General features: G+C 69.0%; 16 protein-coding genes and 1 tRNA gene. 7 read left to right on the top strand and 10 right to left on the bottom strand.

The genetic code is table 11. The annotated features are described in order from the left end of the window. Nucleotides 1-15 precede the first annotated feature (15 nt). A complete protein-coding gene (locus tag H7J06_RS16995; RefSeq protein WP_264040165.1) occupies nt 16-1359 on the bottom strand; it encodes a M20/M25/M40 family metallo-hydrolase in 1344 nt (447 codons plus the stop codon). A gap of 67 nt (nt 1360-1426) precedes the next feature. Here H7J06_RS16995 and H7J06_RS16990 point away from each other — a divergent pair. Then, nucleotides 1427-1512 (top strand) — tRNA-Leu (locus tag H7J06_RS16990). 5 nt (nt 1513-1517) lie between these two features. Here H7J06_RS16990 and H7J06_RS16985 read toward each other — a convergent pair. From H7J06_RS16985 to H7J06_RS16975, 3 genes are read right to left on the bottom strand one after another with little or no spacing between them, the layout of a single operon-like run. Then, on the bottom strand, nt 1518-2612 hold the full coding sequence (locus H7J06_RS16985) for an alpha/beta hydrolase fold domain-containing protein (protein ID WP_264040164.1): 1095 nt from the start codon (nt 2610-2612) through the stop codon (nt 1518-1520). A gap of 50 nt (nt 2613-2662) precedes the next feature. Beyond that, nucleotides 2663-6658 (bottom strand): bifunctional nitrate reductase/sulfite reductase flavoprotein subunit alpha, encoded by a 3996-nt coding sequence (locus tag H7J06_RS16980; protein WP_264040163.1) that lies wholly within the window; start codon nt 6656-6658, stop codon nt 2663-2665. A gap of 5 nt (nt 6659-6663) precedes the next feature. Continuing rightward, the gene (locus H7J06_RS16975) at nt 6664-8082 is read right to left on the bottom strand and encodes a nitrate/nitrite transporter (protein ID WP_264040162.1); all 1419 of its coding nucleotides are present in this window, start codon (nt 8080-8082) and stop codon (nt 6664-6666) included. A 186-nt stretch (nt 8083-8268) separates the two neighbouring features. Here H7J06_RS16975 and H7J06_RS16970 point away from each other — a divergent pair, with 186 nt between their 5' ends. The 3 genes from H7J06_RS16970 to H7J06_RS16960 are packed head-to-tail and all read left to right on the top strand — an operon-like array spanning nt 8269 to nt 11413. Next, nucleotides 8269-8625, top strand: coding sequence for a molybdopterin oxidoreductase (locus H7J06_RS16970; RefSeq protein ID WP_264040160.1), 357 nt, complete (start codon nt 8269-8271; stop codon nt 8623-8625). Continuing rightward, nucleotides 8622-11099 carry a nitrite reductase large subunit NirB gene (gene nirB, locus H7J06_RS16965; protein ID WP_264040159.1) on the top strand — a complete coding sequence of 826 codons (2478 nt, stop codon included), beginning with the start codon at nt 8622-8624 and terminating at the stop codon, nt 11097-11099. Before H7J06_RS16970 ends, nirB begins: the two co-directional genes overlap by 4 nt. Further along, entirely contained in the window at nt 11096-11413 is a 318-nt protein-coding gene (locus tag H7J06_RS16960) for a Rieske (2Fe-2S) protein (protein WP_264040158.1), read from the top strand. Before nirB ends, H7J06_RS16960 begins: the two co-directional genes overlap by 4 nt. A gap of 4 nt (nt 11414-11417) precedes the next feature. Here H7J06_RS16960 and H7J06_RS16955 read toward each other — a convergent pair whose 3' ends face one another. From H7J06_RS16955 to H7J06_RS16930, 6 genes are all read right to left on the bottom strand, one after another. Then, complete coding sequence (locus H7J06_RS16955; protein WP_264040261.1) at nt 11418-12191, bottom strand: DUF1206 domain-containing protein; 774 nt, start codon at nt 12189-12191, stop codon at nt 11418-11420. 125 nt (nt 12192-12316) lie between these two features. After that, nucleotides 12317-14851 carry a beta strand repeat-containing protein gene (locus H7J06_RS16950; protein WP_264040157.1) on the bottom strand — a complete coding sequence of 845 codons (2535 nt, stop codon included), beginning with the start codon at nt 14849-14851 and terminating at the stop codon, nt 12317-12319. 803 nt (nt 14852-15654) lie between these two features. Beyond that, entirely contained in the window at nt 15655-16044 is a 390-nt protein-coding gene (locus H7J06_RS16945; protein WP_264040156.1) for a universal stress protein, read from the bottom strand. Beyond that, on the bottom strand, nt 16041-17582 hold the full coding sequence (locus H7J06_RS16940) for a tripartite tricarboxylate transporter permease (protein ID WP_264040260.1): 1542 nt from the start codon (nt 17580-17582) through the stop codon (nt 16041-16043). Before H7J06_RS16940 ends, H7J06_RS16945 begins: the two co-directional genes overlap by 4 nt. A gap of 3 nt (nt 17583-17585) precedes the next feature. Continuing rightward, nucleotides 17586-18131: a tripartite tricarboxylate transporter TctB family protein gene (locus H7J06_RS16935; RefSeq protein ID WP_275079531.1), complete on the bottom strand. Its 546-nt coding sequence runs from the start codon at nt 18129-18131 to the stop codon at nt 17586-17588. Further along, on the bottom strand, nt 18128-18997 hold the full coding sequence (locus H7J06_RS16930) for a Bug family tripartite tricarboxylate transporter substrate binding protein (RefSeq protein WP_264040258.1): 870 nt from the start codon (nt 18995-18997) through the stop codon (nt 18128-18130). Before H7J06_RS16930 ends, H7J06_RS16935 begins: the two co-directional genes overlap by 4 nt. A 245-nt stretch (nt 18998-19242) precedes the next feature. Between H7J06_RS16930 and H7J06_RS16925 the strand changes: the two genes are divergently transcribed. From H7J06_RS16925 to H7J06_RS16915, 3 genes are read left to right on the top strand one after another with little or no spacing between them, the layout of a single operon-like run. Continuing rightward, complete coding sequence (locus H7J06_RS16925; RefSeq protein WP_264040256.1) at nt 19243-20889, top strand: sensor histidine kinase; 1647 nt, start codon at nt 19243-19245, stop codon at nt 20887-20889. After that, on the top strand, nt 20882-21562 hold the full coding sequence (locus H7J06_RS16920; RefSeq protein ID WP_264040155.1) for a response regulator: 681 nt from the start codon (nt 20882-20884) through the stop codon (nt 21560-21562). Before H7J06_RS16925 ends, H7J06_RS16920 begins: the two co-directional genes overlap by 8 nt. A 4-nt stretch (nt 21563-21566) precedes the next feature. Next, complete coding sequence (locus tag H7J06_RS16915) at nt 21567-22265, top strand: M24 family metallopeptidase (protein WP_264040154.1); 699 nt, start codon at nt 21567-21569, stop codon at nt 22263-22265. Nucleotides 22266-22278 lie beyond the last annotated feature (13 nt).

Raw genomic sequence — 22278 nt, 5'->3', positions numbered from 1 at the left:
GCAACTGTGGGTGGGTCAGCAATTCAACAGGAAGCTCTGGAGAACCTCGGTGCCGAACGTCAGCGACTCGACGGGTACCCGCTCGTCGACGCCGTGGAACAACGCGGCGAAGTCCAGTTCGGGCGGCAGCCGCAGCGGAATGAAGCCGAAGCATCGAATGCCAAGCCGCGCAAAGTGTTTGGCATCGGTCCCGCCGGACAACATGTAGGGCACGATGCGTGCCTCCGGGTCGACCGCCAGCAGCGCGGCGTTCATGGCCTCGACCAGGTCGCCGTCGAAGGTGGTCTCGTAGGCGGGCAGATCGGTGATCCACTCGCGGGTGACGTTCGGCCCGATCAGTTCGTCGACGGCGGCCTCGAACTCCGCCGCGTGGCCGGGCAGGATGCGGCAATCCACCACGGCCTCGGCCGACCCCGGGATCACGTTGGCCTTGTAGCCGGCCTTGAGCATCGTCGGGTTCGCCGAGTCGCGCAGCGTCGCACCCACGATGCGCCCGATCGGACCGAGCTTGGCGACCACGCCGTCAAGATCCGGCGAGTCGGGATCGAAGGAGTGCCCGGTCTCCTCGCCGACGGCGGTGAGGAACTGCGCGACGGTGTCGGTGAGCACCACCGGGAACTGGTGGCGGCCCAGCCGGTCCACCGCGCCGGCGAGGGTCGTGACGGCGTTGTCGTCGTGCACGAACGAGCCGTGGCCCGCGCGGCCGCGGGCGGTCAGCCGCATCCAGCGCATGCCCTTCTCGGCCGTCTCGATCAGGTACAGGCGCTTGTCGCCGCCGTCGCGGTGGGGCACCGTCAACGAGAATCCGCCGACCTCGCCGATCGCCTCCGTGACGCCCTCGAAGAGGTCGGGGCGGTTCTCGACGAGCCAGCCGCAGCCGTACCTGCCGCCGGCCTCCTCGTCGGCGACGAAGGCGAACACCAGGTCTCGCGGTGGCGCGATGCCCGAGCGCTTCAGGTACCGCGCGACGGCGATCATCATGCCGATCATGTTCTTCATGTCGATCGCGCCGCGGCCCCACACGTAGCCGTCGGACACGGCGCCCGAGAACGGATGCACGCTCCAGTCGGCGGCTTCGGCGGGCACCACGTCGAGGTGCCCGTGGATCAACAAGGCCCCGCGGCTGCGATCGGCGCCCGCCAGCCGGGTCACGACGTTCCCCCGGCCCGGGGCACCGGACTCGACGTACTCGCATTCGTAGCCGACCTCCTCGAGCTGCCGAGCCACCCAGCGGGCGCAGTCGGCCTCGCCCTTGGTGGTCTCGAGCTCGCCGGTGTTCGACGTGTCGAACCGAATGAGCGAGCTCACGAGCTCGACGACCTCGTCGGAGGGCTGCGGAAAGTCAGTCACGGTCACCATTCGTACCACTGCTCACTTCTACGCGTTTTGGTCCGGGCCCCGGAATCCGTTAGCCTTAGGCGCTCTTGTCCGAGTGGCGGAATGGCAGACGCGCTAGCTTGAGGTGCTAGTGCCCTATTAATGGGCGTGGGGGTTCAAGTCCCCCCTCGGACACTCTTTCAACTCAGCGTTCTACCCAACCCGCGCGCGAAGTCGACGACGTCGTGCAGGGCCCGCTCGAAGAGGTCCGGGATGAACGCCCCCATCAACTGCTCGCACCCATGCCCCACACCGCTGTAGGTGTGGCCGGTGGCGTCGACCCCGGCCCGTTGCAGGGCTCGCAGGAAGGCCAGCCCCTCGTCACGCAGCGGGTCGACCTCGTCGGTCGTCACCACGTGCGGCGGAAGACCCCGCAGATCGTCCTCGTCGGCGTAGTACGGCCACGCCAGCGGGTCGCGTGCGTGCGTCCCCGTCGGGTCGTAGAGCGCCGCCATGAGCGTCATGACCGACGGGCTGAGTATGTACCCCTCGTTCTCGACCAACGACGGCAGCGCGGGATTGGGGGTGTCGTAACCGCCGTAGATGAACGGCACCTGGGCGTAGACCCCGTCGACGTGGTCCAGCCGACCGTCGCGCTTGGCCTTCAGCGCCGTCGCGATCGACAGGTTGCCGCCGCCCGACTCGCCCGTGACGACGATGGACGTCAACCCCAGGCCCTCGCGCTGAGCGTGCATCCAGTCCAGCGCGCTGGCACAGTCGTTCAGGCCGGCCGGAAACGGATGTGGCCCCAGGGCACCACCGGAGTTGCGGAACTCCACCCCGACGACGACGCACCCGCGGGCCGCCAGATGGTTGCGCCACAGAGCGGCCCCCTCGTCGACGGCGGTGAGGATCGCCATGCCGCCGCCGTGCAGATGCAGCAGACCCGGCAGCGGCATCGACACCCCGATCGGGCGGTGCACGTACAGCGCGACGTCGTTGCCGTCGACGCCGGTGATGGTGAGGCTGCGGGTTTCGACGCCCTGGGCGGCGGGGACGTCGGCGAGCAACGCCCCGAACAGGCCGTCGAAACCCTGCTCCGCCGCCGCCGCGACGGCGAGCAGATCCTCGAGCGGCGAGTCCCTGGTGACGGGCACCTCGGCGGCCTTCGCGTCGAGGCCGAACGGGGCGATGGCTGCCAGCAATCGGGGATCGACACGTGGGTCGGTACGCATTTCCATGGTCGGGTCGCCAAGGCGGCCCGGCAGATTCACGTTCACGGTGGGTGCGGCCATGGTCGGAAACCTACACCTCCACGGTGACGGCCACAGGTGGTCGACGACTGTCAGTACACGTCGCGCACATAGCGTTTGGCGGCGACGAGTTCGCGTTTGTAGTCGTGTGCGCCCTCGCTCGACAGTCCACCGTGCGTGCGGATCACCGCCGTGAGTGCGTCGTCGACGTCCTTGGCCATGCGGGTGGCGTCGCCGCAGACGTAGACGTGCGCACCGTCCTCCAGCCAGCGCCACACGTCGGCGCCGTAGTCGCGAATCTTGTGCTGCACGTAAACCCGCTCGGGTTGATCGCGGGAGAAGGCCACGTCCAGTCGACTCAACAGGCCGTCGTCGACCATGTCCTCCAGATCCTCGCGGTAGTAGAAGTTCTCGGCGCGGTGCCGGTCGCCGAAGAAGAGCCAGTTGCGGCCGGTGTGCCCCAGCGCGCGGCGCTCCTGAAGGAATCCGCGGAAGGGGGCGACGCCCGTCCCCGGGCCCACCATGATCATCGGGACCGAGCCGTCCTCCGGCGGCCGGAAGTGCGGCGACGGCTGCAGGAACACCGACGCGTGCGACGCCCGGTCGGCGAGGAACGTCGAGCACACTCCCCCGCGCCGGCCTCCGTCGCCGGTCAGGTAGCGGACGACCGACACGGTCAGCTGGACCTCGTGGGGACTGACCAGCGGGCTGCTCGAGATCGAGTACGACCGCGGCGTCAGTCGGACCAGGGCGTCGCGCCACCGTTGCGGCTCGGCACGGACGCCGAATTCGCTCACCACGTCCACGCCGTCGCGGCCGCGCAGCCACCGATCCATCTCCGACCGGCTGCGAGGGCCGCCCTCGCCGATCAGCTCGAGCAGGTTGGGCGTGACGCGACAGATGTCGTAGCGGGTCGTCAACGCCTCACCCAACGCCATGTCGTGGCCGTCGACCTCGATCACGTCGTCGGCGGACAGCCCCGTGGCGTCGAGCCATCGGCGCACCGTGGCCTCGTCGTTGACGGGGCACACGCCCAACGCGTCGCCGACGGCATAGGCGACGCCGTGCGCGGACACGTCGAATCCGAACTGCCGCACCTCCTTCGAGGCTCCCGGCGGAGTGAGCAACACGTTGCGGCTCAACGGTGCGTCGACGGGGTTGGCCCTGGTGAACGGCGCGACACGGCGCGCCGGCGCGGGAGTCACGGGAATCGAGGAGGCGCCGACCAGAGCGGTGACCCGGTCGACCCACTGCGCCATCGGTTCGGCGTCGTAGGCCTCGCAATCGGCACGTGTGGTGAGCGGGGTGGCCCCCAACTCGCTCAACCGGGCGTCCACCGACCTGGCGTGCCCGCAGAAGTCGTCGTAGGAGCGGTCCCCGATGCCGAGCACCGCGTACCGCACCCCGTCGAGCGCCGGCGCGTCGGCCGAGGCCAGGCGGGCCCAGAAGTCCGCGCCGTTGTCCGGTGGCCCGCCGTCGCCGAACGTGCTGGTGACGATGAGGACGTCGCCGGCGGTGGCCAACTCGGAGAGCTGGCACTGGTCCATGTTCACCACGCGCGCGGGTCCGAGCCGGTCGGCCACCTGGGCCGCAACGTCCTCGGCGGTGCCGGTCTGGGACGCCCACAGCACCAACGGCCCTGGCGCGGCCACCTCGGCACCAGTCGCAAGGCGGGAGTAGGTTCCCGCGAGCATGCCGTCGACGTAGTGGCGCACCGCGGCACCCACCGGCGCCTCGGCCGGAAGCACGGGGACACCGTGAACGTCCGGCGGCAGAGCGCGGAAGAAGCCTGCCAGGTAATGCTTCTCGGCGTCGGCGAGGGCGGGCACCGGGTGCTCGTCGAGGCCCAGCGCCGACCCGATCCGGTGGGTCCGACCGCCGGCGAGGTCCACCGGTGCGGGCGGCGGTCCGGCGGGGCGCATCCGGACCGCGCACGCCTTGAACTCGGGTTGCAACGAGACGGGGTCGACGGCGTCGGAGGTGACGGCGTTGACCGCGAGATATTCACCGTGCTCGTCGTTCCAGTGAAAGGGCGCAAAGCAATTGCCGGGGCGCACCCGGTCGGTGACCACGGCGGGGAGCACCGCGCGACCGCGTCGCGACGCCACTTCGACGGGCTGACCCTCGACGACGTTCAGCGCCGCGGCGTCGTCCGGGTGGATCTCGACGAACGGACCGTCGTCGAGCTTGTTTAGCTTGGCCACCTTGCCGGTCTTGGTCATGGTGTGCCATTGATGTTGCAGGCGACCGGTGTTCAGCACCGTCGGGTAGTCGTCGTCGGGCATCTCGGCCGGCGGAAGGTGCGGCCGGGGGTGGAACACCGCACGTCGCGACGGGGTCGGGAAGGCGAGCCGGGGGCGGTGGCCGTCGAGGTCGACGAACGGGTCCTGGCTGACGCCGTCGTTGAGGTAGCGAATGGGGTGGCGGTCGACGTCCCCGCCCGGCTGACCGGGCGGCGGCGCGGGCCACTGCACCGGCCCCTGCCGCAGCCGCTCGTAGTCAACCCCTCTGAGGTCGTAACCCGTGCGGGGATTGGAGAATTCGCGGATCTCCTCGAAGACCTCCTCGCTCGAGGCGTAGGCGAAGTCTTCGCCGAAGCCGAGCTGCCCGGCGACCTGGCAGATCAACTGCCAGTCCGGCCGGGCGTCGCCGTGGGCGGGGATGGCTTGCCGGAGCAGCGTGAGGTTGCGGTCGGAGTTGACCATCACCGCGTCGGCTTCGGCCCAGAGCGTCGCCGGCAGGACGACGTCGGCGTAGTGGTTGGTCGCCGTCGTCCGGTAGGCGTCCTGGGTGATCACCAGCTCCGCCGATTCCAGACCGGTGATCACCGTCTTGCGATTGGCCACACTGGCAACGGGATTCGTGCAGATGATCCAACAGGCCTTGACGTGGCCGTCGGCCATCTGCCGGAACATGTCGACCGTGCCGGGGCCGACGTCGGTGCGGATGGTGCCCGCGGCCAGGCCCCACACGCGTTCGACGAAGGCACGGTCGTCGGCCGAGGTGACCACCCGCTGACCCGGCAGACCCGGTCCCATGTATCCCATTTCGCGGCCGCCCATGGCATTCGGTTGACCCGTCAGGGACATGGGCCCGCTGCCCGGCCGGCAGATCGCGCCGGTCGCCAGGTGAAGGTTGCAGACGGCGTTGGTGTTCCACGTGCCGTGGGTGCTCTGGTTGAGGCCCATCGTCCAACAGGTCATCCAATCGCCGGCGTCGGCGATCATGCGCGCCGCCAGCCGGATGTCGGCCTCGGCCAGACCGGTGATTCGTGCGACGACCTCGGGCGGATAGTCGGCGAGGAAGTCCGGCATCGCGTCCCAGCCCTCGGTGTGGTCGGCGATGAACTGCGCGTCGACCTCACCCCAGGAGACCAGCAGGTGCAGGATGCCGTTCAGCAGGGCGAGGTCGGTCCCCGGTGCGATCTGCAGATACAGGTCGGCCTTCTCGGCGGTGGTGGTGCGGCGCGGGTCGACGACGATCAGCTTGGCCCCGGCCTTGAGGCGTTCGGCCATCCGCAGGAACAGGATGGGATGACAGTCGGCCATGTTCGACCCGATGACGAAGAACAGGTCGGTGACGTCGAAGTCGGCATAGGATCCGGGCGGACCGTCCGCGCCCAGCGACTGCTTGTAACCCGTTCCCGCACTTGCCATGCACAGGCGCGAATTCGACTCGATGTGCATCGTGCGCAGGAAGCCCTTGGCCAGCTTGGTCGCCAGGTACTGCGCCTCGATCGACATCTGACCGGAGACGTAGAGCGCCACCGCGTCGGGCCCGTGCTCGTCGACGATCGCGCGGAGCCGCCGCCCGGCTTCGGCGACGGCCTCGTCGACCGACGTCGGCACGGGCTCTTCGCCGCGCGACGGCCGCACCAGAGCCGAGCCCAGCCGGTCGTCGTCGGCCGCCATCATCTCGGCGTGCGTCGCGCCCTTGGTGCACAGGCGACCGACGTTGGTGGGGTGCAGCTTGTCGCCCGACACCCTGGCGATCACCGGATGCCCCGTGGCGGAGTCGGTTCGAGTCTGGACCTCGATGCCACAGCCGACACCGCAGTAGGAGCACGCGGTTCTGGTCGTGACGGTCACGCCGGTCAGCCCGCGGCGACCGGTTCGGGTGCCCTGCCGACGTGCTCCCCGGCCCGGGCGCGGCTCGTCATCCTCAGGAAGACGACCCACGTGGTGACCGCGCAGACGACGTAGAAGCCCAGGAAGACCCAGAACGCGTTGGTCGCCGACTTGGCGTCACCAACGTAGGACGCCCGAAGCACGATGTTGATGAACACCCCGCCCAGCGCGCCGACGGCTCCGGCGAAGCCGATCAGCGCACCGGACATGCTGCGCGACCACGCCGCCTTCTCCTCTCGGCTCCAGCCGTCCTTGCCTTGGGCCTTGGCCTCGAAGATCGACGGAATCATCTTGTAGGTCGAGCCGTTTCCGGTACCGGACAGGATGAACAACAGGATGAAGCCGACGACGTAGGCAGCGAGCTGCCCACCGCTGGGGGCTCCCTTTTGTGCGTCGTCGAGAACCCCGGCGCCGACCAGGATGCCCGCCGCGAAGATCATCGCCACGAACACGTACAGCGTCACCTTGCCACCGCCGATGCGGTCGGCCAGCTTGCCGCCGAACGGACGGGCGACGGACCCGAGCAGCGGGCCGATGAAGGCGATCTGGGCGGCGTGCAGCGAGGCCTGCGCGGCGGTGTCGCCGCCCGCCAGGTAGTTGATCTGCATGACCTGACCGAAGGCGAAGCTGAAGCCGATGAACGAGCCGAACGTCCCGATGTAGAGGAAGCTCATCACCCAGGAGTCGCGGTAGCGCAGCGCCTCGACCATCGCCCCGAGGTTGGAGCGCTGATTGCGAAGGTTGTCCATGAAGAACGCCGCACCGAGTGCCGCCACGGCGATCGCGACGAGGTATACGGCGCAGACGATTTCGGGCGCGGTGTTGCTGATCGCCGAGATCACGAACAGCCCGATGAGCTGGATCACCGGAACGCCGATGTTGCCGCCGCCCGCGTTGAGACCCAGCGCCCAGCCCTTGAGCCGCTGGGGGTAGAACGCGTTGATGTTGGTCATCGACGAGGCGAAGTTGCCGCCGCCGAAGCCAGCGAACGCCGCGACGACCATGAATGTGGTGTAGCTGGTGTCGGGCTGCTTCATCACGTACAGCGTCAGCACCGTCGGAATCAGCAGCAGTAGCGCGCTGACGACGGTCCAGTTGCGGCCGCCGAAGCGAGCCGGGGCGATGGTGTACGGAATGCGCATGAAGGCACCCACCAGCGTCGGCATCGCCACCAGGTAGAACTTGCCGGCCGCGTCGACGTGGTAGACGGCCTGCGGCATGAACAGCACCATCACCGACCAGATGGACCAGATCGAGAAGCCCACGTGTTCGGCGACGATCGACCAGATCAGATTGCGTTTGGCGACTTTACTGCCCCCTGCCTCCCAGGCGGCGACGTCCTCGGCGTCCCATGTCTCGATGTTGCGGTCGCGTATGAGCGGCATCACTGATTCTCCTCAGAAGGTGGTGAATCAGGTTTACGGCCAGGCCATTCCGCATCCGTTGCCCAGCCGTGTCGAGCGTGTCAACAGTGCCTCACGAGTAGTCAGCGGTGCCGGTGAGGCGATGTTGTCCACAGTGGACGCGCCCCCGAAACGACGCCGAAACAATCCAGACTTAGCTTCGGTGCGATGAGCGATGGCAGCACTCCGGTATTCCTGCAGGGCCCGTTCGCGTTCGAGGGTAAGGGCTTGGACGAGCCGCTGCCGATCGACGACTCGCTGCGGTACGTGGTCCCGGCCGGCGCGACGACTCAGCCGGTGTACTTTCGTGGGGGCAACTCCACCGAGGACATGATCTCCGTCGTGCTGTTTCGCGACGGAAAGCCCATGCGCTACTTTCCCATTGCCGCCAAGGGGGCCACCCACGTCGCCCTGCGGGTGGTCGAGGACCTGCTCGCCGACTCCGTGCTCGAACTCTTCGTCGCCGCGCCCGTCGGGTGCAGCGGTACCGTCGTCGTCGACCTCGGCATGGTGCAGGTCCGGTGACGAACGGCCGCCGCAAGCTCGTCGTCGTCGGCAACGGGATGGCCGGCGTCCGCGCGGTGGAGGAGATCCTCGCCCGCGGTGGGTCGGATTCGTTCGACGTCACCGTCTTCGGTGACGAGCCGTACGGCAACTACAACCGGATCCTGCTGTCCAATGTGCTTGCCGGCAGCGACGATCCCAGTGAGATCTACCTCAACGAGGTCGACTGGTACGCCGAGAACGGGATCTCGCTTCGGGCGGGAGTCAGGGTGGTGCGCGTCGACCCGTACGCCCGCCTGGTGCACTCCGACGACGGCGCGACCACCCGCTACGACAAGCTCATCCTGGCCACCGGCAGCCGGTCGTTCTTTCCTCCGATGACGGGGTTGTGGGCCGACGACAAGAACCTGGTCGACGGCGTCTTCGGCTTCCGCACCCTCGACGACTGCGTCGGCATGATCACCGAGGCCGCGCACCGCACCAAGGCCGTGGTGATCGGCGGTGGACTACTCGGCCTCGAGGCGGCCCGCGGTCTGCAGAACCGCGGACTCGACGTCGACGTCGTCCACGCCGGACCCACCCTGATGAACGCGCAACTCGACGACCCCGCCGGCGCGATCCTGCGAAAGTCGGTGGAGGACATCGGCATCACGGTCCACGTCGACAAGCGCACCACCGAGGTCACCACGTCCGAAGACGGCCGACTCACCGGCATCGTGTTCGCCGACGGCACCTCGATCGCGTGCGACATGCTGGTCGTCGCCACGGGCATCAGGCCCAACGTGGGACTCGCGCAGCGGGCGGGCTTGACCGTCGAACGGGCGATCGTGGTCGACGACCACATGCGGTCAGTCGACGACGACGACGTCTACGTCGTCGGTGAGTGCGCGCAACATCGCGGCCAGGTATACGGGCTGGTGGCCCCGTTGTGGGAGCAGGCCGCCGTGCTGGCCGACCATCTGACGGGTGCCAACTCCGTTGCGGCCTACCATGGTTCGCGGACGGCCACGAAGCTGAAGGTCGCGGGCGTCGACGTCGCGTCGATGGGGCTGAAGGGTCCGGAGCTGCCCGACGACGAGTTCGTCCAATTCTCCGAGCCGCGGCACGGGGTGTACAAGACGATCGTGATCCGCGACGGCAAGCTGGTGGGCGCGACCCTGGTCGGCGACGTCCGCAAGGTGTCGTTTCTGACCCAGGCGTTCGACAGTGGCCTTCAGCTGCCCGAGGAACGCGTGTCGCTGCTGTTCGACATCGGGACGCCGGACGTCGCGGTCGGCGTCGCCGAACTGTCCGACGACGCGCAGGTCTGCAACTGCAACGGCGTCTCCAAGGGCGCCCTGGTGGCCTGCGTGCGCAATGGCGAGAGCTCCGTCACCGGGGTGATGAAGGCGACCAAGGCGGGCAAGGGCTGCGGCTCGTGCAAGCAACTGGTGGCCCAGGTCGTGGAGTGGGCCGCCGACGGCGCCGTCGCCGAGGATCCGTCGGCCAACTGGTACGTCCCGGCCGTTCCGTACGACAAGCCGACGTTGATGACCATGATCCGAGAGCTCCAATTGCACTCGGTGTCATCGGTGTTCGCGGCGCTGACACCCGACGGCCGGCCCGACGCCGGATCCAAGATGGCGTTGGCGTCGCTGCTGGAGACGATGTGGGCCGACGAGTTCGTCGACGAGCGCGACGCCCGCTTCGTCAACGACCGGGTACACGCGAACATTCAGCGCGACGGCACGTTCTCGGTGGTGCCCCAGATGAAGGGTGGGGTGACCAACCCGCACCAGTTGCGCAGGATCGCCGACGTGGCCGACAAGTACGACGTCCCCATGATCAAGCTCACCGGGGGTCAGCGCATCGACCTGCTCGGCATCAAGAAGGAAGACCTGCCCGGGGTGTGGGCCGACCTGGACATGCCCTCGGGATACGCCTACGGCAAGAGCTTTCGCACGGTCAAGACGTGCGTCGGCAGCGACTTCTGCCGTTTCGGCGTCGGCGACTCGACGGCACTGGGCATCGCCATCGAGGAACGCTTTCAAGGCCTGGCCAGCCCGGCCAAGATGAAGCTCGCCGTCACCGGGTGCCCGCGCAACTGCGCGGAGGCGCTGTGCAAGGACCTCGGCGTCGTCGCCGTCGAGGGCGGCCGCTGGGAGATGTACGTCGGCGGTGCCGCGGGCGCCCACATCCGCAAGGGCGATCTGTTGGCCACCGTCGACACCGCGGCCGAGGTCATGACCCTGACCGGCCGCTTCCTGCAGTACTACCGGGAGAACGCGAACTGGCTGGAGCGCACGTATGCGTGGGTGCCTCGGGTCGGGATCGAGCACGTCCGCGCGGTGGTGGTCGACGACGCCGACGGACTGGCCGCGCAGCTGGACGCGAACATGGCGAAATCCGTTGCCGCCTATCGCGATCCGTGGCTGGACGGTCGCGAGCCGACGAGCGAGGGTCAGTTCCGGTCGGCGCTGCCGTTGCTGCCGCTCCCCCAGGTTCCGGTCCGATGAGCGACGCGACGATCGGCCGGGTGACCGAGATTCCGGTCGGCGAGGGGCGCACCTTCGCCGTCGGCGGTGAGCAGATCGCGGTGTATCGCATGCGCAACGGCACGTTGCGGGCGCTGGGCGCGGTGTGTCCGCACCGCGGCGGGCCGCTGGCCGACGGCCTCACCGACGACGACTCGGTGGTGTGCCCGCTGCACGGCCGAACCTACGACCTGGCCAGTGGAGCCGAGACGACCGGCAGCGGTCCCGGCGTCTGCTCGCACGCCGTGCGCGCCGACGACGACGGGTCCATCCTGCTGACCCTCGAATGCCGTTGAGCCGTCACATGTCCGCGTGGCGGGCACGGACGAAGCCGTACGCGCCGTACGCGGCGAGGCCCACCGCGGCGAGCAGCAGCAGGAACTTGCCGAACGGCGCGGCGCCCAGCGTCTTCACGGCGGAGTCGACCCCGGAGGCCTTCGCTGGGTCCGCGGTGAAGGTGGCGACGATGACCAGGATGCCCGCACCCGCGAGCACCAGGCCCTTGGCGGCGTAGCCGACGATCCCCACCCAGGTGACGGCGGTGCCTCCCGACACGTCGAGTTCCTCCAGGAACTTCTTGGTCACGCCCTTGTACACGTGGTAGCCGCCGACGGCGATGATGCCCAGCGCGATGACGATCAGCGCCGCCTTGCCCCAGCCGGACTTCATCATCTCGGCGCTCAGGCCGGCGTTCTGCTGACCGCTGGACTTGCCGCTGCCCATCGCGAACTTGCCTGCCGAGAAGGCGAGCGAGAGGTAGACCACGCCCACGGCGGCGGACTTGACCCGATGCTTGGCGTCGTCTTCGAGGAAGGTCTCGACGAGGTACCAGACCCCGAGCGCGCCGAGCACGACGGCGGCCACCCACAGCATGACCGCACCGCCGGGTTGGGCGGCAAGGGTTGCCAGCGCGCCGGACTGGTCGGCGTTGCCGCCGGTGCCCAGCGCCAACTGCGCGACGATGAAGGCGATCAGAATGTGTAGAAGTCCGCTGGCCGCAAAGCCCGCTCGCGCTGCGCGTTCGAACCAGACGTTGTCGTGGGCGGTGTGAGCCGCCGACCGGGTGTCGACCATGGCCGGGGTGTACCCAGCGCTCGCCACGCGCCAAACCGAAATATTGACGACGAAGTAGACGGAACGCCGACGACGATGGGCCCCTCCATCGGAGGGGCCCATGGCCGTGTGCGTGCTGCTATCGGCTAGCTCTCGCCACCCTTGGAGGCACCGGACTCGCCGCCCGAGGTGCTGGACTTGGCCTCGCCGCCGGCCGCGGACGTGGAGCCGCCTTCGCCACCACCGGCGTTGGAGCTGGCCGCCTTGGTCTTGGGCTCGGCCTTGTTGCCCCCGCCCGCGGCGGACGTCGCATCCTTGGCGTCCTTCTTGTCCTGCTTGGCCGCCTCCTTGGCCTCCTTCTTGGCCTCCTTGGCTGCCTCCTTGGCCTCCTTCTTGGCCTCCTTGGCGTCCTGCTTGTCACCGGTGGCCGAGGCCCCGCTGGTCGCCGAGGTGGCGCTGGACGACGCGTCGGCTTCCGTCTTGGACGGGGCCGCCGCGATCGCCGCCGGCTCGGTCTTGGCGAGCTTGAGGGTCACGTTCGGCGAACTCGTCGTCAGCGCCGAGATGTCCGACGGGCCGGTCTGGACCGCGGTGGTCGACGGGCCGGCGATGATGCCACCCGCCGTGGTGAGCGTGGTGCCGACCGTGCCGGCGACCTGGCCGGCCGAGGCCAGCCCGGTGGCGCCGGTGGCGCCCACGGTCGCCAGACCCTGTGCCGCCGTGGCCGCTCCACCGGCGAGTGCTTGCGCACCGGTCGCCGCTCCGTAGGCCACGCCCTGCGCCACCGTCGCACCGGTGTAGGCGAGTCCCTGCGCACCCGTCGCCGTCACACCTGCGAGAGCCTGAGCCCCCGTCGCCGTGCCGTACGCGAGAGCCTGGGCGGCCGTCGCCCCGGCCCCGGCGAGGCCCTGCGCCAGCCCGTTCACTCCGCCCGTTGCCAGCGACGCGAGCGCTGCCGCGTAGCTGCCGGGGTTCAGCGGGTTGGCCAGGATGGCCGCGATGGCACCAATGCCGCCGGCCGCGAACGCAACTCCCGCGGTACCGGCGGCAGCCAGGCCCGTCGCTCCCGTGACGCCGAGCCCCTGGAGGGCGGTGGCACCGGTGGTGGTGAGGGCCGCGAGACCCGTGGCACCCGTGACGCCGATGCCCTGGAGGGCGGTCGCGCCGGTGACGCCGATGCCCTGGAGGGCGGTGGCACCCGTCACGCCGGCCGCCTGCAGGCCGGTGGCACCGGTGACGCCCGCGCCCTGCAGGCCGACGGCGCCGGTGTTCTCGATGCCCGAAAGGGTCTGCGCGCCAGCCAGACCCGTGCCCGCGAGGACGACGGCGGCCGCACCGGCGAGGTCACCCGGGGTGAGGGCCAGCGTCGAGACCGGCTGATCGTCGGCGACGAGGGCAGCGGTCCGGCTGGTATCGGAGACGGCGGCGGGAGCGGGGCCCCCGATTGCCAGGCCGAGCGCCGTGGTGATGGCGGTCAGCAGCGTCGCACCGACGCCACCCACCGTGGCCAGGGTTGTCGCGCCGGCCGCGCCGAGGCCGGCCAGCGCCTGCGCGCCGCCGCCCACCGAGGAAGCGAGGGTGATCGCGCCGGCCTGCCCGAGCGTCGCAAGCGCGGTGCCACCCGCGGTGTTCAGCGTGGCGAGTCCCGCCGCGACGGTGCCGCCGAGGCCGGCCAGACCCAGGGCACCGGTGGCGCCGAGGCCGGCCAGACCCGTGGTCAAGCCCACCGACGTGCCGGTGAGCAGCGAGCCGAGCGCGACTGCGTAGTTCGCGGGGTTCAACGGGTTCGCGAGGATGGCCGTCAACGCGCCGACCCCACCACCGGCGATGGCAGCGCCTGCGCCGCCGAGGGTGGCCAGGCCCGAGGCACCGACCGCGCCAAGGGTGCCCAGACCGGTGCCGATCGTCGAACCGATGCCCGCGAGACCCTGCGCGCCCGCGGTACCCAGTCCCGCGAGGGCGACGGTCCCGGCAGCGCCGAGACCCGAGAGAGCGGTCGTGATCCCGGCGCCGACGCCTGCGAGCGCCTGCGTGCCCGCGGTCGCCAGCCCCACGTAGCCCTGGCTCAGCGCGATGGCGGCGCCGGTCGCGAGCGTCCCGATCGCAGACAGCACGTCGGGGGCGAGATCAGCCAGGGCTGCACCGATGGCGGTGTTCAGCGTGGTGCCCGCCGTGCCGATGGTGGCGAGCAGGTTGGTGCCCAACGCACCCACCGCGTAATTCGCCAAGTTGCCCGTCACCCCGAGTCCCAACGCGGCCTGACTCAGACCTTGGCTGCCGCCGGCGATGAGAAGCGCCAGCGCGGCCGGGTAGGCGCCCGGGTTCAACGGGTTCGACGCGATCGTCGCGAGCGCGCCGAGGGTGGTGGTCGACAGTGTGGTGCCGGCGATTCCGATGGTCTGGTTGAGTGCGTTCCCCGCGGCGCCGAAGTTGTTCAGCGCGTTCGTGCCCGTGATGCCGAGACCCTGGGCGCCCTGGGCCAGCGCGAGCGTGGCGCCGGAGGTCAGGTCGGCGAGCGCCTGGGCCAGACCGGTGGGCGTGTACTCGGCGAAGACCGACGGAATCTGGTCTGCCTTGATGGTCAGACTCGGCGGCGTGGGCGTCAGGGGAGCAATCGCGATTGCGGCGGCTCCGACGAGAGCGATGCCTGCTGTGAGTGGTGAGCGAATGGCGCGTTGCATGTGAATCTCCTGCGTTGGGATGAGACCGATGGGCAAACTTTATAACTTCGTAATGGTCAGATGCACTACTTTGCTGGAGAAATTTTTCAGACGGCCGATCGATCTTGAAATGAATTTGCTGGACGGCGGCAATGGCGGCTTGCCGAGTGCGCCGAAGTCGAACTTCTGGCAAAAGCCGGCGGCCGCGACCCGGCCCGTGTCCGGGTCGGCTCAGCAACACCGACCAGAACCACACGTGAACGCCACTGCGTCAGTCGAAAGTCATCAACCTGCAGCTCACGGGCGTGCCCGCGTCGCCAGTCCGTCGCCGCGGGACGACGGTGCGGAGTTTCAGCAATGCAGTGATCGCGCCGACAGGACTCTCACCATCATGGCGTGGCTCACTCCCGTCAGCGGACCGCCCCATTCGCCCGCGACGGGGGCGCCACCGACGGGTCGCGGCGGCGTCGCGCCGGAGCTCCGGAGTGTCGCAGCCAGGCGACGACGAGGCCGAGACCGGCCCGACCACGCAGGTTCAGGTCAATCCGCCGAGCTCGTCGTCGATGCCCACGTGGCGCGCGATGGGGACGCCGACGCCGTCTCTTGGTGCCCAGGCAAGGGGCTCGGCGTTGCCGTCACCGATCCATTGCGGAATAACCCCAGTTCACACGTGTCATCGAATTTTAAACATAGTAATTTCGCCATGCTGCACCATTTGCGATCATGATGGTCGAAAGCGTTCAAATGGAATGTTCTGAAGGCCTCGTGACCAATGGTGAGTTCGCCAGCAGCAAATAAAATTGACGTATCCGTCGATGGCGGCTTCAGACGGCTGGTTTGACGGCCAATACCGGCTTTTGGCATTCGAGCAGCAGCTGTTGGGACACGCTCCCCAGCAGCAGCTTGCCCACCGGATTGCGGTGTCGGATGCCGATGACCAACAGCTCGGCATCGGGGCGGTCCATCACCGTCAACAGCTCGTCGACGGGGTCGACGCCGACGGGCTGGGTCAGCTCGTAGGCCAGCCCGCTGTTCTTGAGCCGGTCCTCGACGTCGTGCACCTCCGGCGCTCCGGCGAAGGCCGGGTCGACGTACGCGTCGCCCTTCGTCGAGTTGACCACCAGCAGGCCCGTCCCCCGCACCGACGCCTCGGTCATGGCGTGTTCCAGAGCGGCCTGGCCGTACTGATCCGCGGTGTATCCGACGACGATCACTTCGACTCCGCCTTCTCTCTCTGGTCCTTGTCGTCCTCCACGACCAACAGCGTCTCCTCACTGCGGTGCATCAGCTTCAGCACCAGCGGCGCCAGCAGCAGCAGCGCCATGCAGACGTACACGCCGATCGCCACCGGCTCGGTGAAGAGGCTGCCCCACTCACCACCGCCCAGCTGCAAGCTCTGGCGCAGCTGACGTTCGATCCGCGGCCCGAGGATGACACCGATGATCAACGGCAACACCGGTAGTCCGAAGCGCCGCATCATCAACCCGAGCAGGCCGAAGACCAACAGCAGCACCAGATCGAGCGGCTGGATGTTCACCGCGAACGCGCCGAGCGTCGCGAAGAACAGGATGCCTGCGTAGAGGTACGGCCGCGGCGTGCGCAGCAGCTTCGCCCACAGGGGCGCCAGCGGCAGGTTGAGGACCAGCAGCAGGAAGTTGCCGATGAAGAGGCTCGCGATCAGCGTCCAGATCAGCAGCGGCTCCTTGTCGAACAGCGTGGGGCCGGGCTGGATCCCGTAGGAGACGAACGCCGTCAGCATGACCGCGGCGGTGGCGTTGGTCGGCAGACCCAGCGACAGCATTGGCACCAGGGTGCCCGCCGCCGAGGCGTTGTTCGCCGCCTCCGGACCCGCGACGCCCTCGATGGCGCCCTTGCCGAACTCCTCGGGATGCTTGGAGAGCTTCTTCTCGGTGATGTAGGACAGGAAGGTGGGCAGCTCGGCGCCGCCGGCGGGCAGCGCTCCGAACGGGAAGCCGTAAGCCGTGCCGCGAAGCCACGGCTTCCAGGACCGCTGCCAGTCGCTCTTGCCCATCCAGGGCCGGCCGACCGGGATCACCTCGGCGGGCTTCTGCCGCAGGTGCGCCGCGACCCAGAGGGCCTCGCCGAGGGCGAAGATCGCCACCGCGATGACGACGATGTCGATGCCGTCCGACAGCTGCGGCAGACCGAACGTCGCCCTGGCCTGTCCGGTCAGGGAGTCGATGCCCACCAGGCCGATGGCCAGCCCGAGGAACAGCGAGATACCGCCGCGCAGCTTCGACGAGCCGAGCACGGCCGTCACCGCCACCAGGGCGAACAGCATGATCGCGAGATACGACGGCGCACCGAGGGTGACCGCGAAGCGCGAGATCGCCGGGGCGAAGAGCGCCAACAACACGGTGCCGATGGTGCCCGCGACGAACGACCCGATGGCCGCCGTCGCCAGCGCCTGCGCGGCTCTGCCCGCCTTGGCCATCTTGTTGCCCTCGATCGCCGTGATCACCGACGACGACTCGCCGGGGGTGTTCAGCAGGATCGAGGTCGTGGACCCGCCGTACATGCCGCCGTAGAAGATGCCGGCGAACATGATGAACGCCGCGCTCGGGCTGACGTTGTAGGTGATCGGCAGCAGCAGGGCCACCGTCATCGCGGGTCCGATGCCGGGGAGCACCCCGACCGCCGTCCCCAACAGCACGCCGATCACGGCGTAGAGCAGATTCATCGGCGTGGCGGCCTGCTCGAAGCCTTGAAGCAGCCAGCCCAGATTGTCCAACATCTACAGAATCCCATCCAGAATGCCTGCGGGCAGCGGAATTCCGAGCCCGGAGTAGAACGCATAGAAGCTTGCGGTGCTCAGCACCGCGCCGATCACGATGTTGCGGACGTAGTGCTTGCTGCCGAGGACCGTGGCGCACGCGGCGAACATCAGGGCCCCGGTGATCGCCCAGCCCAGCGGCATGACGAGCAGGATCGTGGCGACGAAGATCGCCACCAGCAGGCCGACGGTGCGCCAGTCGCTGGGCAGATCCGGGTCGATGTCCTCGCCCGCGTCCGCCTCACCCCGGGATCCGCGCGGGATGGCGATCGCCAGGATGGCCGCCAACACCACCAGACCCACCCCGACGATCATCGGAAAGAGCCGTGGCCCAACGGGATCCACCTTCGCGAAACCGCTGGGCAGGTTCAGCGCGTCGTAGACGAGGAACGCGCCGACCAACACCAGCACCGCACACACCAGGTACTGCGCCCGGTCGACGGTGGGCTCGGGTGGCGTCTGCACCGCGGCCGGCTGCTCCGCCGGCTTCTCGATCGGCTCGGTCATAGCAGCCCCAGCTCGGTCAGCGTCGTCGAGACGCGCTGGTCCTGATCCTTGAGGAACTGTTCGAACGGTGCTCCGGTCATGAACGCGTCGCTCCAGCCGTTCTTCACCAGGGCCTCCTTCCAAGCGTCGGTGGCGTGCAATTCTTCGAGCGTCTTGACCAGCACCTGCTTGGACTCCTCCGAGATGTCCGGCGGCGCAAGGACGCCGCGCCAGTTGGTGAAGGTGAGGTTGATGCCGGCTTCCTTGAGCGTCGGCGCGTCGACGCCCTCGACGCGCTTGTCGCCGGAGACGGCGAGCACCCGGACCTGGCCGGCCTCGATTTGGTCGACGTACTCGCCGAGACCCGAGGTGCCCGCCGCGATCTTCTGTCCGAGCAGCGCGGTGAGCAGGTCGCCACCGCCGTCGTAGGAGACGAAGTTGACCTTCTTGGGGTCGACGCCCACGGCGCGTGCGGTCTCCATCGGGAACAGATGGTCCGGACCGCCCGGCGAGGAGCCCCCGCCGATGGTGACCTTGGCCGGATCGGCCTTCCACGCGGCGACGAAGTCGTTGACCGTCCGATAGGGCGAGTCGGCCGGAACGAGGATGCCCTCTTGCTCCTCGACGACCTTGGCGAGCGCGGTCGCATTGGTGGCGAGTGCGTTGGACCCGTTGGTGTACACCGCGCCGACCACGCCGAGCCCCATCATCATCATGAGGTCGCCGTTGCCCTTCTCGTTCATCAGCCGGGCCATCGCCACGGTGCCGCCGGCGCCGATGACGTTGAACACCTCGACGCGACCGGTGATGTCGTCGTCCTCCATGATCTTGACGGCGGTGCGCGCGGTCAGGTCGTAACCGCCGCCCGGGCTGTTGGGCACCATCATTCGCAGCCGGTGCAGGCCGGAGTCGTCGTCGCCGCGCGTCACGCCGCAGCCCGTCGCGAACGCGGCGGCGAACGCGAGACTGATCAGGAACGCCAGGATGCGGGTCGTTCTCGGAGGTCGTGCTCTCATAGGGTCGTCCCAATTCGCTTGAGTGTGATGCTGAGCAATACTGGACTCCGAGGTGACACAGGTCACTCTTGCGAACGCAAAGGAAGTTGTGGTCGTTGCGATCACCCGTGAGACGCGTGGGGCGACGCGCCACGTCCGGCCGGGCCGACGGAGGCGCGCGTAGCACGCGCAGTCTGGCCGGCCAGTTCCTGGTCTTTCAACTGGTGGTCATCGCCATCGTGCTGGTCGCCGTCGCCGCGGTGTCGGTCACCCAGTCCACCGACGAGTTCCGCGACGTTCGTGGGCAGCGGATGATCGCGGTCGCGGAGAATCTGGCCTCGACGCCGATCGTCCGGGAACGGTTCGCCGATCCGTTCGCCGGGCAGATCCTGGCGCCCGACGTCGACCGCGCCGCCGCCCTGTCCGGCGCCGAGCTCGCCGAGATCGCCGACCCCTCCGGTGGCGTCCGGGTGTCCACGGATCCGTCGCGCATCGGGCGGCGGCTGGACCTCTCCGACAGCGGTGCCGCGCACGGCCGAGCCTGGTTCGGCGACCTCGACGTCGACGGTCAGCACGGCCTGGCGGGCCAAGTGCCCATCAACGACATCGACGGGGTCGTGCTCGCCGTCGTGTCCGTCTCCGAGAGATACCCCTCGATCTGGCAGCTCCTCGGCGGCGCGGGCGAACGCCTCCTGGTCTACCTCGGGCTCGGCGCGGCCCTGGGTTCGATGGCGTCGTGGCTGCTCTCACGACGCATCAAGCGACAAACCCGCGGGCTGGAGATCGCCGAGATCGCCGGCCTGGCCGAACATCGGGAAGCGTTGTTGCACAGCATCAGAGAGGGCGTGGTGGCCGTCGACGACGACGGTGTGATCACGGTGCTCAACGACAGCGCGCAGATGTTGCTCGACGTGACCGAGGACGCCGTGGGACGCCGCGTCGACGACGTCGACCTCGATCCGGCGGTCAGCGAGTTCCTGCTGTCCGGCGTGGCCGCGCAATCGGACAACGCCCAGTCCGACGTCGTCATCGTGACCCGCACCCGGGTGTTGGCGCTCAACCGCCGCTCCGCGACCAGCCAGGGCAAGCGGATCGGCACGGTCACCACCATGCGCGACAGCACCGAGTTGGCGTCCATGCAGGGTCAGCTGTCGTCGCACAAGAGCGTGACCGACACCCTGCGGGCCCAGACCCACGAGTTCGCCAACCAGTTGCACACCATCTCGGGATTGGTCCAGCTCGGCGAATACGACTCCGTCCGCGACTTCGTCGGAGCCCTGACCCGCCGCCGAGCCGAGATCAGCGACGCCGTCACCACACTCGTCTCCGACCCCGCCGTCGCCGCCCTGCTGATCGCGAAGACGTCCCTGGCCGCCGAGAGCGGTGTCGCGCTGACAATCGACGGCGACTCGCACCTGTCGGCGCTGGACCCCGCACTCTCGACCGACGTGATCACCCTGCTCGGTAACCTCATCGACAACGCGGTCGACGTGTCCGAGGGCTCGCCCGCGGCGCGCGTCACCGTCCACCTCGACGACGCCGAAGGGATGACCGTGTCCGTCACCGACTCGGGACCCGGTGTGCCCGAACACCTTCGGGAAGAGATCTTCGCCAGGGGTGTCACGTCCAAACCAGAGGTGCCCGGCGGCCGCGGCATCGGCCTGGCTCTGGTCCGGCTGGTGAGCGCCCAGCTCGGCGGCACGGTCGACGTGACCGACGCCCCCTCCGGAGGCGCGCGCTTCCGGGTCTGCCTTCCCCCGGCCCGGCTGGCCGAACATGCGTGAGGTGCTCGTCGTCGACGACGACTTCATGGTCGCCGAGATCCACCGCAAGTTCGTCGACCGCGTCGACGGGTTCACCACGGTGGGCGCCGCGCGGACCGGGGCGGAGGCCCTCGAGCTGGCCGGCGCCCTGCGGCCCGACCTCATCCTGCTCGACGTGTACCTGCCCGACATGACGGGGCTCGACGTGTTGAAGCGGCTGCGGTCGGCCGGCGACCCCGTCGGCGTCATCATGATCACCGCGGCCCGCGAACTGGACACCGTCAGCGGAGCTCTCGACGGCGGGGCGGCCGACTATCTGATCAAGCCGTTCGAGTTTCCCCAGCTGCACGCCAAGTTGGAGGCCTTCGCGGCGCGGGCCGACGCGCTGTCGTCGGCGGCCGGGGCCGACCAGTCGCTGATCGACTCGTTGTTCGGCAGTCCGGGCGGTGCGGCCGTCACCGTCGACGACGCCCTGCCCAAGGGACTCGGGAAGGTCACCGGGCAGCTGGTGTTGGACGCCGCGCGCGCCGCCGGTGAGGTGTCGTCGGCGGAATGCGCAGAGTTGGTGGGCATTTCGAGGGTCAGCGCGCGGCGATACCTCGAGCACTTCCTCGGCGTCGGCGCCCTGGAGCTCCGGCTGCAGTACGGCGCGGGCAGGCCCGAGCGCCGCTACCGGGCGCGCCGCGCAGAATAGGGCCATGGACGCAGCAGTCGAGCAATCCCGAGTCGAGGCCCTTCGCGACGCCGAGCGCAAGGCCCGCACCCTCTTCGACGAGGTGGTGGCCCGTGGGCTGATCGTGCCCGGCGTCGGCGAACGCGAGCTCAGCGACCAGATCCGAGGCCTCGCCGACGAACTCTTCGGAGTCAGGAAGTTCTGGCACAAGCGCATCGTGCGGGCCGGCGCCAACACCGTCGAGCCCTACGCCGAGAACCCACCCGAGCGCGTCGTCGAGGCCGACGACATCGTGTTCCTCGACTTCGGGCCCATCTTCGCCGACTGGGAAGCCGACTTCGGCCGGACCTACGTCCTGGGCGACGACCCCGCCAAGCACCGGCTGGCCGAGGACCTCCCGCGGATCTGGGACGCCGGCCGGACCTACTTCGAGGCGCACCCCGACGTCACGGGGGCGCAGCTGTACGCCCACGTGCTCGGGCTGATCCGCGACGCCGGGTGGGATCACGCGGGCGAGCACGTCGGGCATCTGGTCGGAGAGTTCCCACACGTCCGCATCAGCGGCGACGAGATGGCGAGCTACATCGCCGCGGCGAACCCCGATCCCATGCGCCGCGCCGACCCGGCCGGGCAGGACTGCCACTGGATCCTCGAGGTCCACCTCATCGACCGGCAGGGCGGCTTCGGCGGGTTCTTCGAGCAGCTCCTCGACATACCTTCCTGACACGCCCACCTGC

The sequence above is a fragment of the Mycolicibacterium hodleri genome, assembly GCF_025822245.1.
Taxonomy (GTDB): Bacteria; Actinomycetota; Actinomycetes; order Mycobacteriales; family Mycobacteriaceae; genus Mycobacterium; species Mycobacterium hodleri.
This window is presented reverse-complemented; position numbering and strand designations above follow the sequence as displayed.

What these genes read in the sequence shown, in the direction of transcription:
- H7J06_RS16995 (WP_264040165.1), bottom strand. Translation starts at nt 1,359, where the DNA reads ATGGTGACCGTGACTGACTTTCCGCAGCCCTCCGACGAGGTCGTCGAG.
- H7J06_RS16985 (WP_264040164.1), bottom strand. Translation starts at nt 2,612, where the DNA reads ATGGCCGCACCCACCGTGAACGTGAATCTGCCGGGCCGCCTTGGCGAC.
- H7J06_RS16975 (WP_264040162.1), bottom strand. Translation starts at nt 8,082, where the DNA reads ATGCCGCTCATACGCGACCGCAACATCGAGACATGGGACGCCGAGGAC.
- H7J06_RS16970 (WP_264040160.1), top strand. Translation starts at nt 8,269, where the DNA reads ATGAGCGATGGCAGCACTCCGGTATTCCTGCAGGGCCCGTTCGCGTTC.
- H7J06_RS16960 (WP_264040158.1), top strand. Translation starts at nt 11,096, where the DNA reads ATGAGCGACGCGACGATCGGCCGGGTGACCGAGATTCCGGTCGGCGAG.
- H7J06_RS16955 (WP_264040261.1), bottom strand. Translation starts at nt 12,191, where the DNA reads ATGGTCGACACCCGGTCGGCGGCTCACACCGCCCACGACAACGTCTGG.
- H7J06_RS16950 (WP_264040157.1), bottom strand. Translation starts at nt 14,851, where the DNA reads ATGCAACGCGCCATTCGCTCACCACTCACAGCAGGCATCGCTCTCGTC.
- H7J06_RS16935 (WP_275079531.1), bottom strand. Translation starts at nt 18,131, where the DNA reads ATGACCGAGCCGATCGAGAAGCCGGCGGAGCAGCCGGCCGCGGTGCAG.
- H7J06_RS16930 (WP_264040258.1), bottom strand. Translation starts at nt 18,997, where the DNA reads ATGATGGTGCCCAACAGCCCGGGCGGCGGTTACGACCTGACCGCGCGC.
- H7J06_RS16920 (WP_264040155.1), top strand. Translation starts at nt 20,882, where the DNA reads ATGCGTGAGGTGCTCGTCGTCGACGACGACTTCATGGTCGCCGAGATC.
- H7J06_RS16915 (WP_264040154.1), top strand. Translation starts at nt 21,567, where the DNA reads ATGGACGCAGCAGTCGAGCAATCCCGAGTCGAGGCCCTTCGCGACGCC.